Origin of the sequence: Cellulomonas sp. ACRRI (genome assembly GCF_022346185.1) — a bacterium.
Taxonomy (GTDB): Bacteria; Actinomycetota; Actinomycetes; order Actinomycetales; family Cellulomonadaceae; genus Cellulomonas.
The window spans coordinates 1-18608 of record NZ_JAKRMS010000023.1; the positions used below are offsets into that span (position 1 = coordinate 1).

The 18608-nt window shown below is 76.5% G+C and carries 14 protein-coding genes and 4 tRNA genes; 6 read left to right on the forward strand and 12 right to left on the reverse strand.

Going from position 1 to position 18608, the window contains the following annotated elements; translation table 11 throughout:
* Nucleotides 1–169 precede the first annotated feature (169 nt).
* Together MHY85_RS06715 and MHY85_RS06720 are read right to left on the reverse strand one after the other, a co-directional pair.
* Nucleotides 170–505, reverse strand: coding sequence for an SHOCT domain-containing protein (locus MHY85_RS06715; protein WP_239194467.1), 336 nt, complete (start codon nt 503–505; stop codon nt 170–172).
* 84 nt (nt 506–589) lie between these two features.
* Nucleotides 590–1027: a DUF6325 family protein gene (locus MHY85_RS06720; protein WP_239194470.1), complete on the reverse strand. Its 438-nt coding sequence runs from the start codon at nt 1025–1027 to the stop codon at nt 590–592.
* A gap of 164 nt (nt 1028–1191) precedes the next feature.
* Between MHY85_RS06720 and MHY85_RS06725 the strand changes: the two genes are divergently transcribed.
* Entirely contained in the window at nt 1192–3873 is a 2682-nt protein-coding gene (locus tag MHY85_RS06725) for a LuxR C-terminal-related transcriptional regulator (RefSeq protein WP_239194473.1), read from the forward strand.
* Nucleotides 3874–3883: 10 nt separating this feature from the next.
* Here the strand turns inward: MHY85_RS06725 and MHY85_RS06730 are convergent, their stop codons facing one another.
* Nucleotides 3884–4381 carry a hypothetical protein gene (locus MHY85_RS06730; protein WP_239194476.1) on the reverse strand — a complete coding sequence of 166 codons (498 nt, stop codon included), beginning with the start codon at nt 4379–4381 and terminating at the stop codon, nt 3884–3886.
* 11 nt (nt 4382–4392) lie between these two features.
* Nucleotides 4393–4875: a DUF1269 domain-containing protein gene (locus tag MHY85_RS06735; RefSeq protein WP_239194479.1), complete on the reverse strand. Its 483-nt coding sequence runs from the start codon at nt 4873–4875 to the stop codon at nt 4393–4395.
* A 144-nt stretch (nt 4876–5019) separates the two neighbouring features.
* Between MHY85_RS06735 and MHY85_RS21765 the strand changes: the two genes are divergently transcribed.
* Nucleotides 5020–6033, forward strand: coding sequence for an FUSC family protein (locus tag MHY85_RS21765; RefSeq protein ID WP_239194483.1), 1014 nt, complete (start codon nt 5020–5022; stop codon nt 6031–6033).
* Here the strand turns inward: MHY85_RS21765 and MHY85_RS06745 are convergent.
* From MHY85_RS06745 to MHY85_RS06775, 7 genes are all read right to left on the reverse strand, one after another.
* Complete coding sequence (locus MHY85_RS06745; protein ID WP_239194502.1) at nt 5918–9601, reverse strand: TM0106 family RecB-like putative nuclease; 3684 nt, start codon at nt 9599–9601, stop codon at nt 5918–5920. The two genes, MHY85_RS21765 and MHY85_RS06745, sit on opposite strands and share 116 nt — an antisense overlap.
* 59 nt (nt 9602–9660) lie before the next feature.
* Entirely contained in the window at nt 9661–10068 is a 408-nt protein-coding gene (locus tag MHY85_RS06750; protein WP_239194505.1) for a phage holin family protein, read from the reverse strand.
* Between the two features lie 128 nt (nt 10069–10196).
* Complete coding sequence (locus MHY85_RS06755) at nt 10197–11045, reverse strand: alpha/beta fold hydrolase (RefSeq protein WP_308191329.1); 849 nt, start codon at nt 11043–11045, stop codon at nt 10197–10199.
* An 841-nt stretch (nt 11046–11886) separates the two neighbouring features.
* A complete protein-coding gene (locus MHY85_RS06760; protein ID WP_239194511.1) occupies nt 11887–12654 on the reverse strand; it encodes a class I SAM-dependent methyltransferase in 768 nt (255 codons plus the stop codon).
* Between the two features lie 570 nt (nt 12655–13224).
* A tRNA-Val gene (locus tag MHY85_RS06765) sits at nt 13225–13299 on the reverse strand.
* 13 nt (nt 13300–13312) lie between these two features.
* Nucleotides 13313–13383: transfer RNA gene (locus MHY85_RS06770), tRNA-Cys, on the reverse strand.
* Nucleotides 13384–13436: 53 nt separating this feature from the next.
* Nucleotides 13437–13508 (reverse strand) — tRNA-Gly (locus MHY85_RS06775).
* A gap of 217 nt (nt 13509–13725) precedes the next feature.
* Between MHY85_RS06775 and MHY85_RS06780 the strand changes: the two genes are divergently transcribed.
* Both MHY85_RS06780 and MHY85_RS06785 read left to right on the forward strand, forming a co-directional pair.
* Nucleotides 13726–14859: a chorismate-binding protein gene (locus MHY85_RS06780; RefSeq protein WP_239194514.1), complete on the forward strand. Its 1134-nt coding sequence runs from the start codon at nt 13726–13728 to the stop codon at nt 14857–14859.
* The gene (locus MHY85_RS06785) at nt 14856–15713 is read left to right on the forward strand and encodes an aminotransferase class IV (protein ID WP_255732188.1); all 858 of its coding nucleotides are present in this window, start codon (nt 14856–14858) and stop codon (nt 15711–15713) included. The genes MHY85_RS06780 and MHY85_RS06785 overlap by 4 nt, the downstream gene beginning before the upstream one ends.
* Nucleotides 15714–15740: 27 nt before the next feature.
* Here MHY85_RS06785 and MHY85_RS06790 read toward each other — a convergent pair whose 3' ends face one another.
* On the reverse strand, nt 15741–16169 hold the full coding sequence (locus MHY85_RS06790; RefSeq protein ID WP_154728987.1) for an SsgA family sporulation/cell division regulator: 429 nt from the start codon (nt 16167–16169) through the stop codon (nt 15741–15743).
* Nucleotides 16170–16387: 218 nt separating this feature from the next.
* On the opposite strand from MHY85_RS06790, the gene MHY85_RS06795 reads away from it, so the two are divergent.
* Together MHY85_RS06795 and thrS are read left to right on the forward strand one after the other, a co-directional pair.
* A tRNA-Val gene (locus MHY85_RS06795) sits at nt 16388–16459 on the forward strand.
* Nucleotides 16460–16591: 132 nt separating this feature from the next.
* On the forward strand, nt 16592–18607 hold the full coding sequence (gene thrS, locus MHY85_RS06800) for a threonine--tRNA ligase (protein ID WP_239194573.1): 2016 nt from the start codon (nt 16592–16594) through the stop codon (nt 18605–18607).
* The last annotated feature ends 1 nt before the right edge of the window (nt 18608 follow it).

Below are 18608 nucleotides of genomic sequence, written 5' to 3' on the forward strand. Positions count from 1 at the left end.
CGGCAAGGTCCCGCGGGACCTCGCCCGCGGGACCTTGCCGAGATGGCAGCTCTCGGCTGCGCCCGAGGGCCGCTCGACAGCCGAGAGTTGCCATCTCGGCGGACGGGGCGGGGCGCGGGCGGACCCACCCGCGCCGGCGTCGGCGCGGGTGGGTCCGTCGGCGGTGCGGTCAGCTCGCGAGGATGCGCGCCTTCTGGTCGGCGAACTCCTCCGCCGTCAGCACGCCCTCGTCGCGCAGCCGCGCCAGGTCGCGGAGCTGTGCGATCCGCGCGTCCGCGGCGTCCTGCGCCGGCGACCCCGCGGGCACCGCCGGATACGGCGGCTCCTGGCTGTACCCCGGGGGGCCGTACCCCGGCGGCACCGTGGCGCCGTACTGGGCCTGGGCGGCGTGCGCGTCCTGCTCCGCCCACCGACCCTGCTGGCGTCGCTGCACCCGACCCGACACCGCGCTCGCGGTCCCGGCGATCACGGCCGTCCTGGCCACCCCTCGCAGCAGTCCGGGCATGGTCCCCCTCCTCGTCCCTCGTGTCCTCGTCGTGCTCTCCGTCGTGCCCTGGTCGGTCCGTGCCGCGCCGAGGCCGGCGCCGCCTCACACCTCCGTGGCGTCGAGCGCCGCCAGCAGCGCCTGCACCGGCACCCGGCCGCTGGCGACGAGCTGGCCGCCGCCGCGCCGCAGCGCCGAGGCGAAGGGCGCCGCCCACGCGTTCTCGTACACCAGCACCCCGGCGGCCGCCCCCGGCGCGAGCGCCGCGGCCGCCTCGGCCAGGTCGTCGTCGCCGAGCAGCCCCGACGACGCCCCCTCGAGCACGGTGACGTCGAAGTCGCCGGTGGCGTCGAGCTCGCGCAGGTCGATGCCCGTCACGGTCCCGTCGTCGGCCTTGGCGACGAACGCCAGGTCGAGGACCCGGACGACACCCCGGTCGACCAGGTCCATCAGCAGGGGGAACGCCTCGCCGTCCAGGCGGTTCTCCGGGAACTCGACGACCAGGTAGTCCACCGGGCCCATGTCCTCGATCGCGGTCTCCACGACTGCCTCCTGCGCTCCGCGGCGCCCGGTCGACCCGGGCGGGTCCGCCCCCGCGGTCCCGGCTCCTACGGTCGTCGGCGCTGGTCGGGCGGGCATCACCCGCCGCGGGTGGAGCAGCCGCGCACCCCTGCCGGGGACGCGACGCCCGGGTATACGTTGCCGTCATGGGCTCCCAGGGGAGGGGCTCCGGACGAGATCTGCGCGAGCCACCGGGCAGGGCAACCGGGAGACTCGACGTCCGGACGCCGGAGCAGCGCACCCTGCGGCCGTCGGCCGCGCGCACGGTGCGGCGCCCCGCCGTCGACAAGCTGCTCGACGGCGACGGGGACGCCAGGCTCACCGTGGTCGCGGCGGGCGCGGGGTGGGGGAAGACCACCGCGGTGGCCACGTGGGCGGCCGCCCGGCCCGGACCGGTGGCCTGGCTGTCGCTCGAGCCGCGGGACACGGTGCCCCAGGCGCTCGCGAGCCGCGTCCTGGACGCGCTGCGCGCGAGCGGCGCCGTGCCGGCGGACCACCCGCTCGCCCGGCTCCGGGTGCCGCCGACGAGCACCCCGGCCTTCGTCGCGCGCTGGATGCGCGGTCTGGCGACGCTGCCGGAGGAGTCGACGCTGGTCGTCGACGACCTCGACGTCGTCCGGCACCACACGGTCGTGCAGACCGTGCGGGACCTGCTCGCGGCGGACGTCCCCCTGCGGCTGCTGATCCTCAGCCGGTCGGACCCGCCCGTCGGGCGCCGCGGGGCCACCCTGCTCGCGGCGGAGGACCTCGCGTTCACCGCGGCCGACGTCCGCGCCCTCGGCGAGGTCGAGGGCGTCGAGGTGACGCCCGAGCAGGCCCGGCTGGTGCTCGAGCACACCCAGGGCTGGCCCACGGGCGTGCGGATCTCCCTCGGCCGGCTGGCCCGGCTCCAGGGGGTGGGCGACCCGCCCACCGAGGACGACGTCGCGGACGCGCTGACCGACGACCGGGCGGTCGCCGACTACCTGGTGGACGAGGTGGTCGACCGGCAGCCGGGCGCCGTGCGGTCGTACCTGCTGCGCTCCAGCGTCGTCCCGACCTTCAGCCCGGAGCTGGCGCGCGCGCTGAGCCCGGGCGCGCCCCCCGGGCGGCTGCACGAGGCGCTCGCCGCGGCGCACGACTTCGTGGGGCCGGTCGCGCCCGCGGGGGCCTCGCTGCGGTACCACCCGCTGCTCCGCGAGATCCTGCACACCACGTTGCGGGTCCGGGACCCCGAGGGGCACCAGGACGCGCACGCCTGCGCGGCCCGGTGGCTGCTCCGGCACGGCGACCCCGTGGCGGCGCTCGACCACGCCACCGAGGCGGAGGACGGCGAGCTGGTGGGGCGCGTGGTCGCCGAGGCGGCCGCCCCGCTGCTCGTGACCGCGAACCGGGAGGCGGTGCGCCAGGCGCTGCTGCGGCTGCCGTACGACGAGGCGCCCCCGGCGGCGTGGTCCGAGCTGTGCGCCGCCGCCCTCGCGCACGTGGACCGCGCCTACCCGGCGTGCCGCGCGCACGTGGCGCGGCTGCGGACGCTCGCGGCGCACGACGCCGCCCACGCGGGCCGGCCACCGGTCGCGGCCCGGGTGCTGGCCGACCTCCTCGACGCCGCGGCGGCGCGGGGGATCGGCGACGTCGCCGCCCAGGGGAGCGGCGCGGTCGCCGCGCTCCAGTCCCTGGCCCAGGTGCCCTGGCCGTTCCCCGCGTACCTGGCCTACCTGCGCGCCGCGCACGACCTGCGGGGCGGGTCGCTGCTGTGGCAGGGCGACGCGCTCGGGGCGCACCGCGAGCTCGCGGCCTCGGTCGCCGAGGACCCGGACGCGCTGGACCTGACCTCGCTGAGCGCCCACGCGGGCCTCGCGCTCGCGCTGGCGGTGCTGGGCCGGCTCGACGCCGCCGAGCGTGCGGCCCGGGACGCGGTCGACGTCGCGGTGGCCTCCGGCTGGACCGGGTACGCGCACGTCCGCCCGGCGTACGCGGCGCTCGCGTGGGTCGCGCTGCTGCGGGCGCGGTGGGGCGACGCGGACCGGGCCGTCGCCTACGGGCTCGCCGCCACGGACGCGGGCGACGACCCGTGGTGCGTGGCGGCCCTGCACGCGATGCAGGCGCTCGCCGCGCTCGCCCGGGGGCGGGTGCGGGCGGCGGCCCACGCGCTCGCGGCGGAGCGGCCGCCCGGGCCGGTGCCGGCGATGGTCGCCGCGCTGCGGGGGCGCGCCGCGGCCGAGCTCGCCCAGCTCACCGGCACCGACGGTGCCGTCGGGCCCGCCGACGCGCGGATCGCCTCGCCGCTCGAGGCGCTGGTCGCCGCCCGCCGGGCGCGCACCCGCGGGGACGCGGCGGCGGCGCTGAAGCACGCCCGGGTGGCCGCGGGCTGGGCCGCGGACGTGGGGGAGCTGCTCACGCAGATCGAGGCGTGCCTGCTGCTGGCGGACCTCGCCGAGGAGCGCGGGACGCCGCACCACGCGGACGACCTCGTGCGGCGGGCGCTCGCGGTGGCCGGCCCGGAGCGGGTGGTCCGGCCGTTCGTCACGCCGGGCGCGCCGGGGCGCGCCGCGCTCGCACGGGTGCTGCCCGGACGGGACGACCCGCTGGCGTCCGCACTGGTCGAGCACGTCGGCGCACCCGAGCCCGCGCCGGAGCCCGAGCCCCTGCCCGTCCCGCTGACCGACCGCGAGCTGAGCGTGCTCGCGGCGCTGCCGAGCATGGCGAGCAACACCGAGATCGCGGAGGAGCTGTTCGTCTCGGTGAACACGGTGAAGGCGCACCTGAAGTCGCTGTACCGGAAGCTGGACGTGCAGACCCGGCGCGGCGCGGTGGCGCGCGGACGGTCGCTGGGGCTCCTGAGCTGACCCGCGGGGCTCAGTGGTGCAGCGCGTACTTCAGCGCCACCATCGCGACGCCCAGCAGGCCGACGCCCACGGAGTTCGCCACCCGGGCGAACCCCCGCACGCCGCCCGACGTGGCCATCCGCCAGCCGACCCCGACGAGCAGCGCCGTGTTGGTCAGCAGGGCGACCCGCACCCCGGTGCCCGGCGCGACGCCCAGCACCGCCTCCGCCAGCAGCACCGCGACCGGGACGAGGCACGCGGCGACCAGCGGCAGGCCGTCGGCGACGACCTCCCGCCGCTCCTCGCCGTGCAGGCTCCTGCCCAGCAGGGTCCGGGTCGCCGTCCAGTGCGCGTAGCTCTCGGCCGCCCAGTACACGACGAGCGTGCCCAGCAGCGCGACGGCCAGCCGCGCCAGCCCGATCGAGTCGGGCGCGGCCGCCAGCACCGACCCGGTCACCACCAGGCCGTACAGGTGACCCGCCCGGCGCCGGACCAGCCGCGGCCGCGTCAGCGCCTCGGTGCCGGCCACGGCGGGGCCGCTCAGCCGAAGGTCTCGAGCAGCAGGCTCTTCTCGGCCTCGGTCAGGTTCGTCGCGACGAGCCGCGAGCCCAGGCCGTGGAACCGCTCGCCGAGCCGGTCGAGGTCGCCGTCCTGCGTGACCGCCAGCAGCACCGACGTGCCCTCGGTGGTCTCGTCCCGGAGCGTGATCAGGTCCTTCTCGTCGATCCCGACGCCCTCGACCGACTTGGCCAGGGCGCCGATGCCCGCGCCGGCCGCCGCGCCGAGCAGCGGCACGAAGAACAGCCCGCCGACCAGCAGGCCCCACAGGGCGCCCCAGCCGGCCGCGTGCTTCCCGCCCTCGTGGTGGTGGTGCAGCTCGGGGCGCTTCTCGCCCTGGGGCCAGGAGACCACCGCCGAGTCGACGACGGTGACGATCCCCTCGCCCTGCGCGGCGAGCAGGGCGTCCCGTGCGCGCTCGGCGCCCTCGGGCGTGTCGAACTTCCAGGCCGTGAACGTCGTCATCGCTCGTCCTCCTCGTGCGGCGGCGTGCGGCGCGCCGGTCCGGTCCGGGCACGGCGTGCCCGCACTGCACTGTCCCCCGGGCGGCGCGGCGACCGGCTCACCCGGGCGGGGTGAGAGTCCCGCCGGGGCGCTACCGTGGCGCCGGTGGACGACCGCCGAGCCCCGCGCGCCCGCCTGCTCGGTGCCGTCCTGCTGCTGCTCCTGCCGTCCGCCGCGTTCGCGGCGTCGCCCTGGCACGCCGATGCCTACCTCCTCTTCCTCGCGCTGCCGCCGACGCTGGGCGGCTTCCTGCTCGCGCCGCGCGCCGCGTGGCTCGGCGCAGGGCTGGCCGCGGCGGCGACCGTGGTCGGCACCGCGGTCAGCCCGTGGCCGTGGGCGGGCGCGCTGGTGATGGCGCTGGCGTGCGCGGCGGTGGCGCGGGGCTCGCGGTCCGGCGCGCTGCTGATGGGCACCACCGCCGCGACGCCCCTGGCACTGGCCCTGGTCTCCCCGCCCGCGCCGGCGGCGCTCGGGATCACGGCCGGCGGCCCCGTCACGCCCGAGCGGGTGCTCGTCGCCGGGGCCCTCGTCGCCGTGGGCGGCGCCTGGGCGGCGCTGGTGCTCACGACGGCGGGCCGCGGCGTCAGCGCGCCGCGGCCGCCGGGGGAGTCGGCGCGGGGCGCCCGGCTGTACGCGGTCGTCCTCGTCCCCCTCATGGCCGCCGCCACGTACGTGTGCATGCGGTGGTTCCCCGACTCGCACGCGTGGTGGGTGCTGCTCACGGTGCTGGTCGTCCTGCACCCCCGCTACGACCGGCTGCGCAGCCGGGCGGGTGCCCGGGTGGCGGGCACCCTCGCGGGCGGGTTCGCCGCGGCGCTGCTGGTCGCGGTGGTGCCCGACACGCGGGTGCTCACGGTCCTGGGTGTGCTCTGCGCCCTCGCCGCGGCGTGGGCGAACCTCGCGCGGCCGTACGCGCAGTACGCGGCCCTGCTCACGCTGACGGTGATCCTGCTGACCTCCAGCACGGGCGAGGCGTTCGCCACCGACCTGGCGCGGGTCGGCCTCACGGTCCTCGGAGCGGGGCTCGTGCTGGCCGTCGTGGTGCCGGGGCGGGCGCTGCTCGACCGCCAGGCGGCTGCGGGCGCGGGTGCGCGACGGGCGCCGGGTCCGGGCCGCTGAGCCGCAGGAACGCCCCGAGCTCCGCGAGCTGGTGCGGGCTGTCGGGCAGGTAGTCCGTCAGCCGCGGGGAGCGGACGACCACGGCCGCCCACTTCCCGCGGGACAGCGCGACGTTGAGCCGGTTCCGGGACAGCAGGAACTCCATCCCGCGCGGCACGTCCTCGGGCGTCGACGCCGCGAGCGACACGAGCACCACCGGGGCCTCCTGGCCCTGGAACCGGTCGACCGTCCCCACCCGCACGCCGTCGAGCCCCGCCGCGGCGAGGGCCCGGGTGAGCGTCCAGACCTGCGCGTTGTACGCCGCGACGACCAGGACGTCCTCCGGGGCCAGCGGGCGGGTGGTCCCGTCCTCGGTCCAGGCGCGCCCGATCATCCCGCGGACCTCCGCGACGACCCGGTCGGCCTCCTCGACGCTCGACACCGCGTTGCCGTCGTGGTCGACCAGCACGGTGCGCACCCCCGCGGGCACGCCGTCGAGGTGCCGCGCCGCCGCGGCGGGCACCGCGTGCAGCCGTCCGTCGTAGGCGAGCTCCGACACCGGCGCGCACAGGTCCGGGTGCATCCGCCAGGTGGCGTCGAGGAAGTACCCGAGCTCCGGGGGCAGCGTGTCCTGCCCGTCCGTCAGCCAGCCCAGCGCCGAGGTGTCGACCGGCTCGGGGTGGTGCCCCTGGGACACCTGCGGCAGCTGCTGCGGGTCGCCGAGCAGCAGCAGGTTCCGCGCCGCCGCGGAGGCGGCGAACGTGTTCGCGAGCGAGAACTGGCCCGCCTCGTCGACCACGAGGAGGTCGAACCCGCCCTCCGGCAGCCGGTCGGGGTGCGTGACGTCCCACAGGGTGCCGCCGAGCACGAACCCGCCGCGCTGCGCGGCGAGGAACCGCCCGAACGCGGTCGAGCCCGTCAGAGCCGTCCACACCGGGGCCGCCGTCGCGCCCGGGCGGGGCTTCTTCCCGACGGCCGCCGGGTCCACGCCCGCCTCGACGACCCTCGCCAGCAGGTTCTCCACCACGGCGTGCGACTGCGCGACGACACCGACCCGCCAGCCGTCGGCGACCAGCGCGGCGATCACGTGCGACCCGGTGTACGTCTTCCCGGTCCCGGGCGGGCCCTGCACGGCGAGGTAGGAGCCGTCGAGGTCCCGCAGGGCGGCGGTGATCGCGCCGACGGTGCCGTCCGGCTGGTCCGCGGGCACGGGCAGCGGCCGGCCCGAGCGGGTGCGCGGCGGGAGCTGGCGCGCGAGGTCCAGGGCGGCCTGGTGGGGGACAGCGGGCAGTCCCGCCGCGACGCGCTCTGCCAGGCCGCGCAGGGCCGCCGTGATCGTCCCCGTCGGCGGGGGCGGCGTCGGGCCGAGGCCCATCGGCAGCCGGTCGTGCGGTGCCCACGCCGCCTGGAGGCGCTCGGACACCAGCAGCTCGTCGCGCGCGGCGGCCCCGTCGCCGGTCGAGGTCACGTCGAGGACGGTGAACCCCGGCGCGTACCCGCGGGTCGCGTGCCGGGGGACCTGCGCGTGCTCGGGCGCGGGGGCGTCGAACAGGCCGAAGCACGTCGCGCCCGTGCGCAGCTCGCTGCCGGGCTCCAGCCGGCCCGTCAGCCGCAGGACGCGCTGCTGCGTGCGGGCGCGCGGCGGGGTGTGCCAGTCCGTCACGACCTCGACCCGCTCGGCCACGAACGTCGAGCGCGGGTCGGTCCAGTCGGCGGGGTCGGCCGACAGCCGGTCGAAGTGCGCCCACCAGAACGGCTTCTGCTCGCGCCAGTGGTAGCCGAGGGCGGCGCCGAGCAGGGCGACGGCCTGCTGGTCCGGGGTGCGGCGGTGCGGGTCGGCCGCCCCGGCGCGGTGGGCGGGGTCGTCGGCGAAGGCCGAGAGCGCCGCGACGAGGGCGTCGTGCTCGGGGGCTTCGTCGGCCGACCCGTCGTCGGCCGCCCCGTCGCCGGGCGCGGCGACGGCCGGGACGTGCGGCCGCAGGTGCACGCCCGCGTCGGCCCCCCGCGCGAGCAGCCAGTCCCGCAGCAGCCGCGTCGACCCGCAGTCGACCGCGTTGTACTCCGCGATCGCCGCCAGCGCCGCGCGCCACCCGGCGTCGTCACCGGCGTCCCGCAGCGCGCACGCCCGGGCGTACTGGTCGATCGAGTCGCCCGCCGTGGTGACGTCGCCCGTGCGGGGCGTGGGCAGGTACAGCGGCTCGAGCTTCTTGAGCGACGACGAGCGCTGCCCGGTGCGCAGCGACCCGCGCACCGTCGCGTACAGGTCGACCAGCACCCCCGCGCGCAGCAGCTCGTCGACCTCCGCCTCGCCGACGCCGTGCCGCGCGGCCAGCCGGAGCAGCGCAGTCTTCTCGTACGGGGCGTAGTGGTACACGTGCATCCCGGGGTGGGCGGCCCGGCGCTCGCGGACGTAGGCGAGGAAGTCGACGAGCGCCTGCTTCTCCTGCGCCCGGTCGTGCGCCCAGAACGCCCGGAACGGCGCGTCGGCGCCGGGCGAGTCGGGCGCCTCCACCAGCCCGAACAGGTACTCCAGGCCCCAGGTCGCGGGCTGCCCGTCGGCACCGACCTCGCCGGCCGAGTACAGCGGGTCGCCCTCGAAGTCGAAGAAGACGTCGCCCGGGTCGGGGGCCGGCAGCGCCCCGATCGGTGCCGTGTCGAACACGTCGGCCAGGACCGACCCGTCCCCGTGGTCCTGCCGCGACTGCAGCGCCGCCTGCGCCCGCAGCGTCGCGAGGGTCCCGGTGCCGACGCCGTGGACGGGCCCGGTCCGCGCGGCCAGGTCCTCGATCGTGCGCACGCCCGCCTCCCGGAGCCGCGCCGCCTGGGTGCTGCGCACGCCCGCCACGAGCAGCACGTCCCGGCGCGCCTCCAGTTCCGGGGCGCACACGGCGCACCGCCCGCACGCCCGGTACCGCGGGTCGCCCCACGCGGCGGGCGCGTCGCCGGTGCGGTGCTCGTCGAGCAGCCGCTGCAGCCGGACGCGGCGGTCCCGGTAGACCGGCAGCAGGTCGCGGAGCCGGTGCCGGGTGGCGCGGGCGTCGCCGAGCACCAGCTCCGCGTGCTCGGTCAGCGGGATCCCGGCCGCCGCGAGCTGGTCCGCGTACGCCGCGACCTGGAGCAGCGCGGTGGGCCGCTCGTGCCGGGCGAGCTTGGCGTCCACGACCGTGTACCGCGGCGCCGGGTGGCCGGGCTCGCGCACGAGGAAGTCGGCGTACCCCGTGAACGTCCCGTCGAACAGGGCGGCCTGGCCGAGCACGTCCACGCCCCCGCGCAGCAGGTCCAGCGTGCGGTCGTGGGCGGCGGCCAGGCCCGCGACCGTGCGGTCCCCGGGCCGGGGGAGCACCAGCACCCCGCGCCCGGTGGCGGGGTCGTAGGGGCCGAGCGCGGCCAGGTGCGCGTCGAGCAGGCGCCGCTCGTGGGCGGCGCCCAGCCGGCCGGCGCGGGCCGCGGTGGGGTCGACGGTGCGGTCGACCGCAGGGGCGCGGCCGAGCGCGGCGTCGAGGGCGCGGACCACGGCGTAGGGGCACGCGGCCGCGGCGGCGAGGTCGCTCGCGCTCAGGGCGAGCGCGCCGTCGTCGAGGATCTGCACGCCAGGAGGCTACGGGGCGCCGGGGACACGGCAGTGCCGGCCCCGGCGCGCGGGGGCCGTCAGGCGGGGCGAGGCCCACCCGCCCGGCGCTCCTCCAGCCGGCGCCGCAGGAACAGCAGCGGCAGCAACCAGGTCGCCAGCGCCGTGACCAGCCACACGATCACGACCGCCGCGATCCAGGTCGCCGCGCCGCCGTCGATCGTCAGCCCGCCGGTGACGGCCGAGGCGATCAGCAGGGCGACGAACGTCGACACCAGGCCGATGCCGCCCAGGAACGCGCCGGCGTAGCGGGCCGCCATCTTCGCGATGAACGGCGACAGCACCGCCTGGGCGACCGTGAACACGACGACCGCGGCGAGGAACCCGCTGGTCGTCAGGTGGAAGTCGTCGAGGAGCAGGGAGGCCACCCACAGCCCGAGGGCCGCGGAGCCGAGGAAGATCAGCAGCCGGATCAGGAAGATGACCATGGTGGGCTCCAGCGTCCGGGCGGGCCGCGCGGGTCCGGCGGCCCCTCCACGCTGGCCGCGACGCCCGGCGGTGGCATCACCTCCGCGGGGTGACCCGCGCGGGCCGTCGCAGGCCCCGGGACCACTGCTCAGGCCGGTGGCGCCGGTGGTCCGGCGTCGACCGCCACGGTGACGACGGCGATGTCGTCGCGCGGGTCGCCGGCCTGGAACGCCAGCGCATCCGCCAGCACCGCCCCGGTGGTGTCGGCAGCCGTCGCGCGGTGGGCGTCCACCGCGTCGGCGAGGCGTTCGGCCCCGTACAGCCGCGATCCCCGGCGCCCCTCGGTGACGCCGTCCGTGAACAGCACCAGCGCGTCACCCGGCCCGAGCTCCAGCGCGGTGTCGACGAACGCGGGCCGGGGCATGATGCCGAGGACGTGCCCGTACGCCCCGACGGGGCGCGACGCCTGCCCGTGCCGGCGGAGGAGCGGCAGCGGGTGCCCGCCGCTCGCGACCGTGGCGCGCCAGCCTGCGCCCTCCCGGCGCAGCCGCACGAGCACCGCGGTGCAGAACCTCACCGGCGCCATCGCCCGCGACCAGCCGAGGTAGTTGCTGTCGAGCGACTCCAGCAGCTCGGCGATGTCGGCCGCGGAGAAGCCGCCGGTGTACCCGTCGTCGTCGAGGTAGCGCGGCGACGGCCCGATCAGGACCAGCCGCGCGAACCGGTCGGGCTCGGCGACCGCCGCCAGCACGCCGATCATCGCCGACACGGAGTGGCCGACGAGCACGACGTCCGTGAGGTCGAGCTCGTGGACGATCGCGAGGACGTCGTCCGCGTAGCCGTCCAGCGAGGAGTACCGGTCGCGGTCGTACGCCCGCGGGTCGGAGCCGCCAGCGCCGACGTGGTCGAAGGTGATGACGCGGTACGCGTCCTCGAAGCGCGGGGCGACGAGCCGCCACATGTGCTGGTCGCAGCCGAACCCGTGCGCGAACAGCAGCGGCTGAGCGCCGGGGACGCCCGAGACCCGGACGTGGTTCCGCTAGATGACGCTCACGGGGCGAGCGTAGCGAGCCCCGGTCCCGAGGACGGCCCGTGCGTGAGCGAACGCGTGCCTGCAGCGCGACGTACCGGGGTTCGGTGGACCCGAGCCCGCGGTAGAGACCCTGGGCCGACGCGGTGGCGTTCAGCTCGACCACGTCCACCGTCGTCTCCGCGCGCAGCCGGTCGAGCAGCGCGCGCGGGGATCGGGGATCGTTCCTCGAGCGAGTCGAGGTGCTGAGGGCGGTGTCGCTGAGTGGTGCGGTGTCGTCGAGGTGGTGCCGGTCGGCGAGGTGGTGCCGGTCGGCGATCGGTGCGTCGTCGCGGGCGTCGGCGAGCGTCGGGTGAGCGGCTTGCCGCCGTTCGTGGACCTCGAGGAGGTCGCTGGCTTCGATGCGGCCGTGTGTCCCGACCTCGGTGGAGGGGAGCGCGCCAGAGTCCATCACTGTCAGCAGGTGTGGGCGGCTGATCCCGATGACGGAAGCGTCTTGGTCCGGAGACCTGCTCCCTGGTCGACAGCCGCGCGGGGCTGGGTCCGGCGTCATCGAGCCGAACGACAACCGGCCCTGGTTCGAGCCCGAGCGCACCAGGGCCGCATGCCCCGCGTGGTAGACAGTCCCCGCGCGGCGCCCGGCCGCCGTGGGGGTGCGCGGGGATCGGCATGCCGACACCGCTCGCTGGGAGGGTGCACCCGCAAGTTCCGTGCCCGGGACGCCTCGCGCGGCCGCGGCTGCTGGACGCGCTGGGCGACGACGTCGTGCTGGTGCTGGACGCCGTGCGGCCTGGCTGGTCCCGCCCCCTCAACCCGGCCGGCGCGCCAGGTACGCCTCCGAGCGGTACGCCACGTCCACGACCCCGTCGTGCCCCGCCGCGGCCGCCAGCGCCCGCACCTCGTCCAGGACGACCGGCCCGTGCGCGGTCACCCCCCGCTGCACCTGCGTCGAGGACGCGGCCATGCGCACGAACGCGTCGACCTCGCTCGGCCGGGACCAGGTGACGGCGTGCGTGGTGACGGTGCCACCGGCGGCGCGGAACGGCCCGGCCAGCTCCTGGGCGACGTCGAACGCGCGGTAGTCGCGCGAGTACCCGGGGCTGCGGCGCTCGAGCAGGTCCTCGTACGCGGCCAGGAACGCCGACGACTCGTGGTCGCGGTTGTTCTGCAGGACCGCCAGGACGCCGCCGGCTCGCAGCGCCGCGAGAGCCTCGCGCACGAACCGCTCCCGGTCGAGCCACTGGTACGCCTGCGCGGCGACGACCAGGTCGAGCGACTCGCGGTAGCGCGCCAGCGCCGGCTCGACGGGCTCGACGTGCCAGTCGACGAAGCCGAGCTTGGTCCGGCCGACCTCGACCATGCCGCCGGACACGTCCACCGCGACGTAGTCGTGCTCCTCGCCGAGCAGGCCGACGAGGCCCTCGAGCGCGATGCCGGTGCCCGCGCCGGCGTCCAGGACGGTCAGCCGGCGCCCGGTCGGGAGCGCTGCGACGACGTGCGCGAGCAGCTCGTCGGGGTACCGGGGGCGGCTCGCGTCGTAGTCGGTGGCCAGGTCGTCGAACTTCTGCTTGGTCATCGTGCCTCCGTCGGCGGTACGGGTGCGGTTCGGCGGGCGAGCACCATCGCCAGGAGCCCGCCCGCGCGCACCATCTCCAGCATCATCTCGGGCGGCCGGGCGAATGGCACGGTGGTGCCGTCGGAGCGCAGGACCCCGTCGGCGAGCGACAGGTCGACGTCGGCGCCGGCGAGCGCGCCCGTGGGGGCCTCGACCGCCGGGAGCCCGAGGTTCGGAAGCTCCCGAGGGGAGACCGGCCCTCAGTCGCGTCGGCAGGCCACCGAGCGGCACAGGCTCATGTGTCAGAGTCGCAGCGCGAGTGTCGCCGCCGATCGGGCCCGGCGGGCGACAGATGCGGCGGTTCGACTGCCTGATCGGGGCGTTCCGGTTGGCGCGTGGCACAGCGTGTTCGGTGCGGGGCTGCTGTCACTGCGTCGGGAAGGGCCAGCCGTGCGAGCGCCCGGACTCCAGGCGCCAGGTGCGGCCTCTGAGCGGCACTTCGCGGGCCGCGCTCCAAGGGAATCTGCAGAGAACCGGTGCGCGCTTCCCGGTGCACGGCGAAGGCCCCAGGTCTGTGACCTGGGGCCTTGCTGGTGGGCGATACTGGGATCGAACCAGTGACCTCTTCCGTGTCAGGGAAGCGCGCTACCGCTGCGCCAATCGCCCGGGTGCTGCTACGAGGTGGAGATGGGATTCGAACCCACGTATACGGCTTTGCAGGCCGCTGCCTCGCCTCTCGGCCACTCCACCCTGAGACCTCAGTCCTCAGCGACCGAAAGGCCGGCCGGGAGTGTCTGCCTCCGAGCGGACGACGGGATTCGAACCCGCGACCCTCACCTTGGCAAGGTGATGCTCTACCACTGAGCCACGTCCGCGCGCCTGTCCTGCCGGTTCTCACCGGCGTTCCTGGTGCGTCGAGAACATTAGCCGACTTCCGAGGCGGGAGTCCAATTGGCTGACCACGGGCCCGGAGACCCGCGTGATGACGCGGATCGGGCCCCTCAGCAGGGGCGTCGGGGCCGCCGGCCCGCCGGGGAGGGGTCGTGCGACCTGCGCCACACCCGCGCGGCCTGGCTGGCTAGCGTGGTCCCCGTGCCGACTCCTCACGCCGCGCCCGCGACGCCGCCCGACCCCGCCGCGGGGGTCGCCTGGTTCGGCGGCCGGGTGCTGCGCGACCCGGTCGAGCACGTCCCGGACGTCGCCCGCGAGCCCGGGCGGCTGCGCGTGCCGGGACTCTGGGTGGTGGTCGGGGACTTCGAGGGTCCCGTCGCGGCGTGGCGGTTCCGGGGGGCCGACCGTGCGGACCCGGACGGCGACCACGCGGGCCCCGCCACCGCCGCGTGGCGCGGCCCCGACCCGTCCGCCTGGACGACCTCCCTGGACGAGCCCGCGTACGTCGCGGCCGTCGCGGCGGTGCGCGCGGCCGTCCGCGAGGGCGAGGTCTACCAGGCGAACCTCTGCCGGGTCCTGTCCGCGCCGCTCCCGGCCGAGGGGGGCCGCGAGCCGGACGCCCGCGCCCTCGGCGCCCGGCTGGCGGCCGGCAACCCCGCGCCGTACGCCGGCGGCGTGCACGTGCCGGCCGGGGGAGCGGTGCCGCCGGTCTGGGTGGTCTCGGCCTCGCCGGAGCTCTTCCTCAGGGTGGAGGACGGCTGGGTCACCTCGGCGCCGATCAAGGGCACCGCACCCGGACCCGAGGGCCTGACCGCGAAGGACCGCGCCGAGAACGTGATGATCACCGACCTGGTGCGCAACGACCTGCAGCGGGTCTGCGAGCCGGGCACCGTCGAGGTCATCACGCTGCTCGGCGTCGAGGAGCACCCCGGGCTGGCGCACCTGGTGTCGACCGTGCGGGGCCGGCTGCGCGCGGACGTGCGGGACGGCGCGGACCTCTGGGCGCGGCTGCTCGGGGCGACCTTCCCGCCCGGGTCGGTGTCCGGGGCGCCGAAGTCGTCGGCGCTCGACCTGATCCGCCGGCTGGAGCCGGTGCCGCGCGGGCCGTACTGCGGTGCCGTGGGGTGGGTCGAGGCCGCGGAGGACGGCGGCGTCCGGGCCGAGCTCGCCGTCGGGATCCGGACCTTCGTCTGGCGCGACGGCGTGCTGCGGTTCGGCACGGGCGCGGGCATCACGTGGGGGAGTGACCCCGACGCGGAGTGGGCGGAGACGGAGCTGAAGGCGCGGCGGCTCGTCGGGCTGGCCTCGGGCGGCGCCGGCCCGGTGGCAGGATGACCGCCGTGGCGAGCGTCCTCTGGGCCGGCGGCCGGCTGCGCGACCCGCGCGAGCCCGTCGTCGCGGGCACCGACCCCGGGTACGCGACCGGCCTCGGCCTGTTCGAGACCTGCGCGGTGGTCGGCGGCCGGGCCTTCGCGCTCACCCGGCACCTGGCGCGCCTCGCCGCGTCGGCGCACGCGCTCGGCCTGCCGGCGGTCGCCGACGACGCGGTCCGCGAGGCCGTCGCGGCGGTGCTCGCGGCGAGCGGGCCCGAGGTCGGCCGGCTCCGCATCACGGTGAGCCCCGGCGCGCCCGGCCCGGACGGCGCGGCCACCGCGCCCGCCCTCGTGGTCACCGCCGCCCCCGCGCCGGTCCGCGGCCCCGCGCACGTCGTCCGGTCCGCCTGGGTGCGCAACGAGCGGTCCCCGCTGGCCGGGCACAAGTCGACGTCCTACGCCGCCGACGTCCTCGCGCTGGCCGCGGCGACCCGCGCCGGCGGCGACGAGGCGCTGCTGGCGAACACCCGCGGGGCGCTGTGCGAGGGCGCGACGTCGAACGTGCTGGTCGAGCGCGGCGGCGAGCTGCTCACCCCGGGGCTGTCGTCGGGCTGCCTGCCCGGCGTGACGCGCGCGCTGGCGCTGGCCTGGGCGGGGGAGGCGGGCCTGCCGGTCCGGGAGGCCACCGCCGACGAGCTGCCGTGGTCGGTGGTCGAGGACGCGCGCGCGGGCGCCGCCGGGCTGGCGCTCGCCGGGTCGCTGCGCGGGGTCGTCGGGGTCGAGGTGGTGGAGGGTGCGCCGGTGGCGGTCGGCCCGCTCACCTCCGAGGTGGCGCGGCTGTTCCGGGCGCGGGCGGCCGACGACCTCGACCCCTGACCGGGGTCGGGAACGACGACGGAGCGGTCAGGCGGTGAGCAGCGCCGCGATGAGCGCGGCGATCTCGCCCTCCATGCGGTCGCTCTCGGTGCCGAGCGCCACGAGCTGCTCGGTCGCGGTGAGGAACCGCTCGAGGGGCTCGGACGGGGACGCGAGCAGCGCGCTGCCCTCGATGCCCGTGAGCGAGACGAGCGTGAACATCGGGTCCTCGTCGCGCCACACCTGGACGTCGCCGCAGCCGGCGGGGTCCTCGGCGTCGGCGAGCATGCCCTGGAGGAGCAGCTCGCGGCCGAGCAGCCACACGGAGGTGGACTGCGGCGAGGTGAACACGGCGCGGACCGTGTAGGGGTCGCTCACGCGGTAGGACAGCTCCGCGGTGACCGGCAGGACGCTGGCATCGGAGCTGATGAGCTGCATGGCGACGGTCTCGACGACGTCGTACGAGCGCTGGGCCACCGCATCCTCCTTACACACACGCCTCGCGAGAAGACCATCATGACGCACGGGTCGCCAGGAGCGGAGGTCCCGGGCCGAACTTCACCCACCCGGACCCCTCACCGGGCGGCCTCCCCGGCCGAGGTCGCGCGGCGGCCGGGCGGGGCCCCGCTCCACGACCCGGGACACCGCGTCGATTTCGGATCCGCGCCCCCGGTCGGGTAATGTTCTCGTCTGCCGGGCGATTGGCGCAGTGGTAGCGCGCTTCGTTCACACCGAAGAGGTCACTGGTTCGAACCCAGTATCGCCCACCGGCTCGAAGGCCCCGGTCCCCAGCGGACCGGGGCCTTCGTCGTGCCGGAGGCCCTCGACCGGGTGACCGGTCGGTAGCATCGACCCGGACCCCGCGCGCGAGGCGCGGGCCGACCGGAGGAGACCCCGCAGTGTCCGAGCTCATCACCCTCACCGTCGACGGCACCAGCACCACGGCCGAGGCGGGGACGACGGGCACGGACCTGTTCGGCGCTCGCCGCGACGTGGTCGTCGTGCGGGTCGACGGGGACCTGTGGGACCTGTCCCGCCCGCTGCCCGACGGCGCGGTCGTCGAGGCCGTCACGGTCGACTCGCCGGACGGCCTGGCCGTCCTGCGCCACTCCGCCGCGCACGTGCTCGCGCAGGCGGTGCAGGAGGTCAACCCGAAGGCGAAGCTCGGCATCGGCCCGCCGGTGACCGACGGCTTCTACTACGACTTCGACGTCGAGGAGCCGTTCACCCCCGAGGACCTCAAGGCCCTCGAGAAGGTCATGTCCCGGATCGTCAAGGAGAACCAGGCGTTCCGCCGGGTCGAGGTCACCGACGACGAGGCGCGCGCGCTCGCCGCGGACGAGCCGTACAAGCTCGAGCTGATCGGCCTGAAGTCCACGGCCGACACGGCGGGCGAGGGCGCGTCGGTCGAGGTCGGCGCCGGCGGCCTCACCTACTACCAGAACGTGCGCGGCGCGGGCCGGGAGTCCGAGACGGTGGTCTGGCAGGACCTGTGCCGCGGCCCGCACGTGCCCAGCACCAAGGTGCTCGGCAACGGCTTCCAGCTCACCCGCTCGGCCGCGGCCTACTGGCGCGGCTCGGAGAAGAACCCGCAGCTGCAGCGGATCTACGGCACGGCGTGGCCGACCAAGGACGAGCTCAAGGCGTACCTGGAGCGCGTGGCCGAGGCCGAGCGCCGCGACCACCGCCGGCTGGGCACCGAGCTCGACCTGTTCTCGTTCCCGGACGAGATCGGTTCGGGCCTGGCGGTGTTCCACCCCAAGGGCGGCATCATCCGGATGGAGATGGAGGAGTACAGCCGGCGCAAGCACGTCGAGGCCGGCTACTCCTTCGTGAACTCGCCGCACATCACCAAGCAGCAGCTGTTCGAGATCTCGGGCCACCTGGACTGGTACGCGGACGGGATGTACCCCCCGATGCAGCTGGACGAGGAGCGCGACGCCGAGGGCAACATCAAGCGCGCGGGGCAGAACTACTACCTCAAGCCGATGAACTGCCCGATGCACAACCTGATCTTCGACTCCCGCGGGCGCTCGTACCGCGAGCTGCCGCTGCGGCTGTTCGAGTTCGGCACGGTGTACCGGTACGAGAAGTCCGGCGTGGTGCACGGCCTGACCCGCGCCCGCGGCTTCACCCAGGACGACGCCCACATCTACTGCACGCGCGACCAGATGAAGGGCGAGCTGACCAGCCTGCTCACCTTCGTCCTCGACCTGCTCAAGGACTACGGCCTGGACGACTTCTACCTGGAGCTGTCGACCCGCAACCCGGAGAAGTCGGTGGGCGAGGACGCGGCCTGGGAGGAGGCGACCGAGACGCTCCGGCAGGTCGCCACCGAGTCCGGCCTCGAGCTGGTCCCGGACCCGGGCGGCGCGGCGTTCTACGGCCCGAAGATCTCCGTCCAGGCCAAGGACGCGATCGGCCGCACCTGGCAGATGTCGACGATCCAGCTCGACTTCAACCTGCCCGAGCGGTTCGACCTCGAGTACACGGCCGCCGACGGCACCCGGCAGCGCCCGGTGATGATCCACCGCGCGCTGTTCGGGTCGATCGAGCGGTTCTTCGCCGTGCTGACCGAGCACTACGCGGGCGCGTTCCCGGCCTGGCTCGCGCCGGTCCAGGTGCTCGCGGTGCCGGTCGCCGAGCCGTTCGAGCCGTACCTCGAGGACGTCGTGGCCCAGCTGCGCGCCCAGGGCATCCGCGCCGAGCTGGACCGGTCCAGCGACCGGTTCGGCAAGAAGATCCGCAACGCCAGCACGCAGAAGATCCCGTTCGTGCTGATCGCGGGCGGCGAGGACGCCGAGGCCGGGGCGGTGTCGTTCCGGTACCGGGACGGCCGCCAGGAGAACGGCGTGCCGGTCGCCCAGGCCGTGCAGCGCGTCGTGACCGCCGTGCGCGAGCACGCGCAGGTCTGAC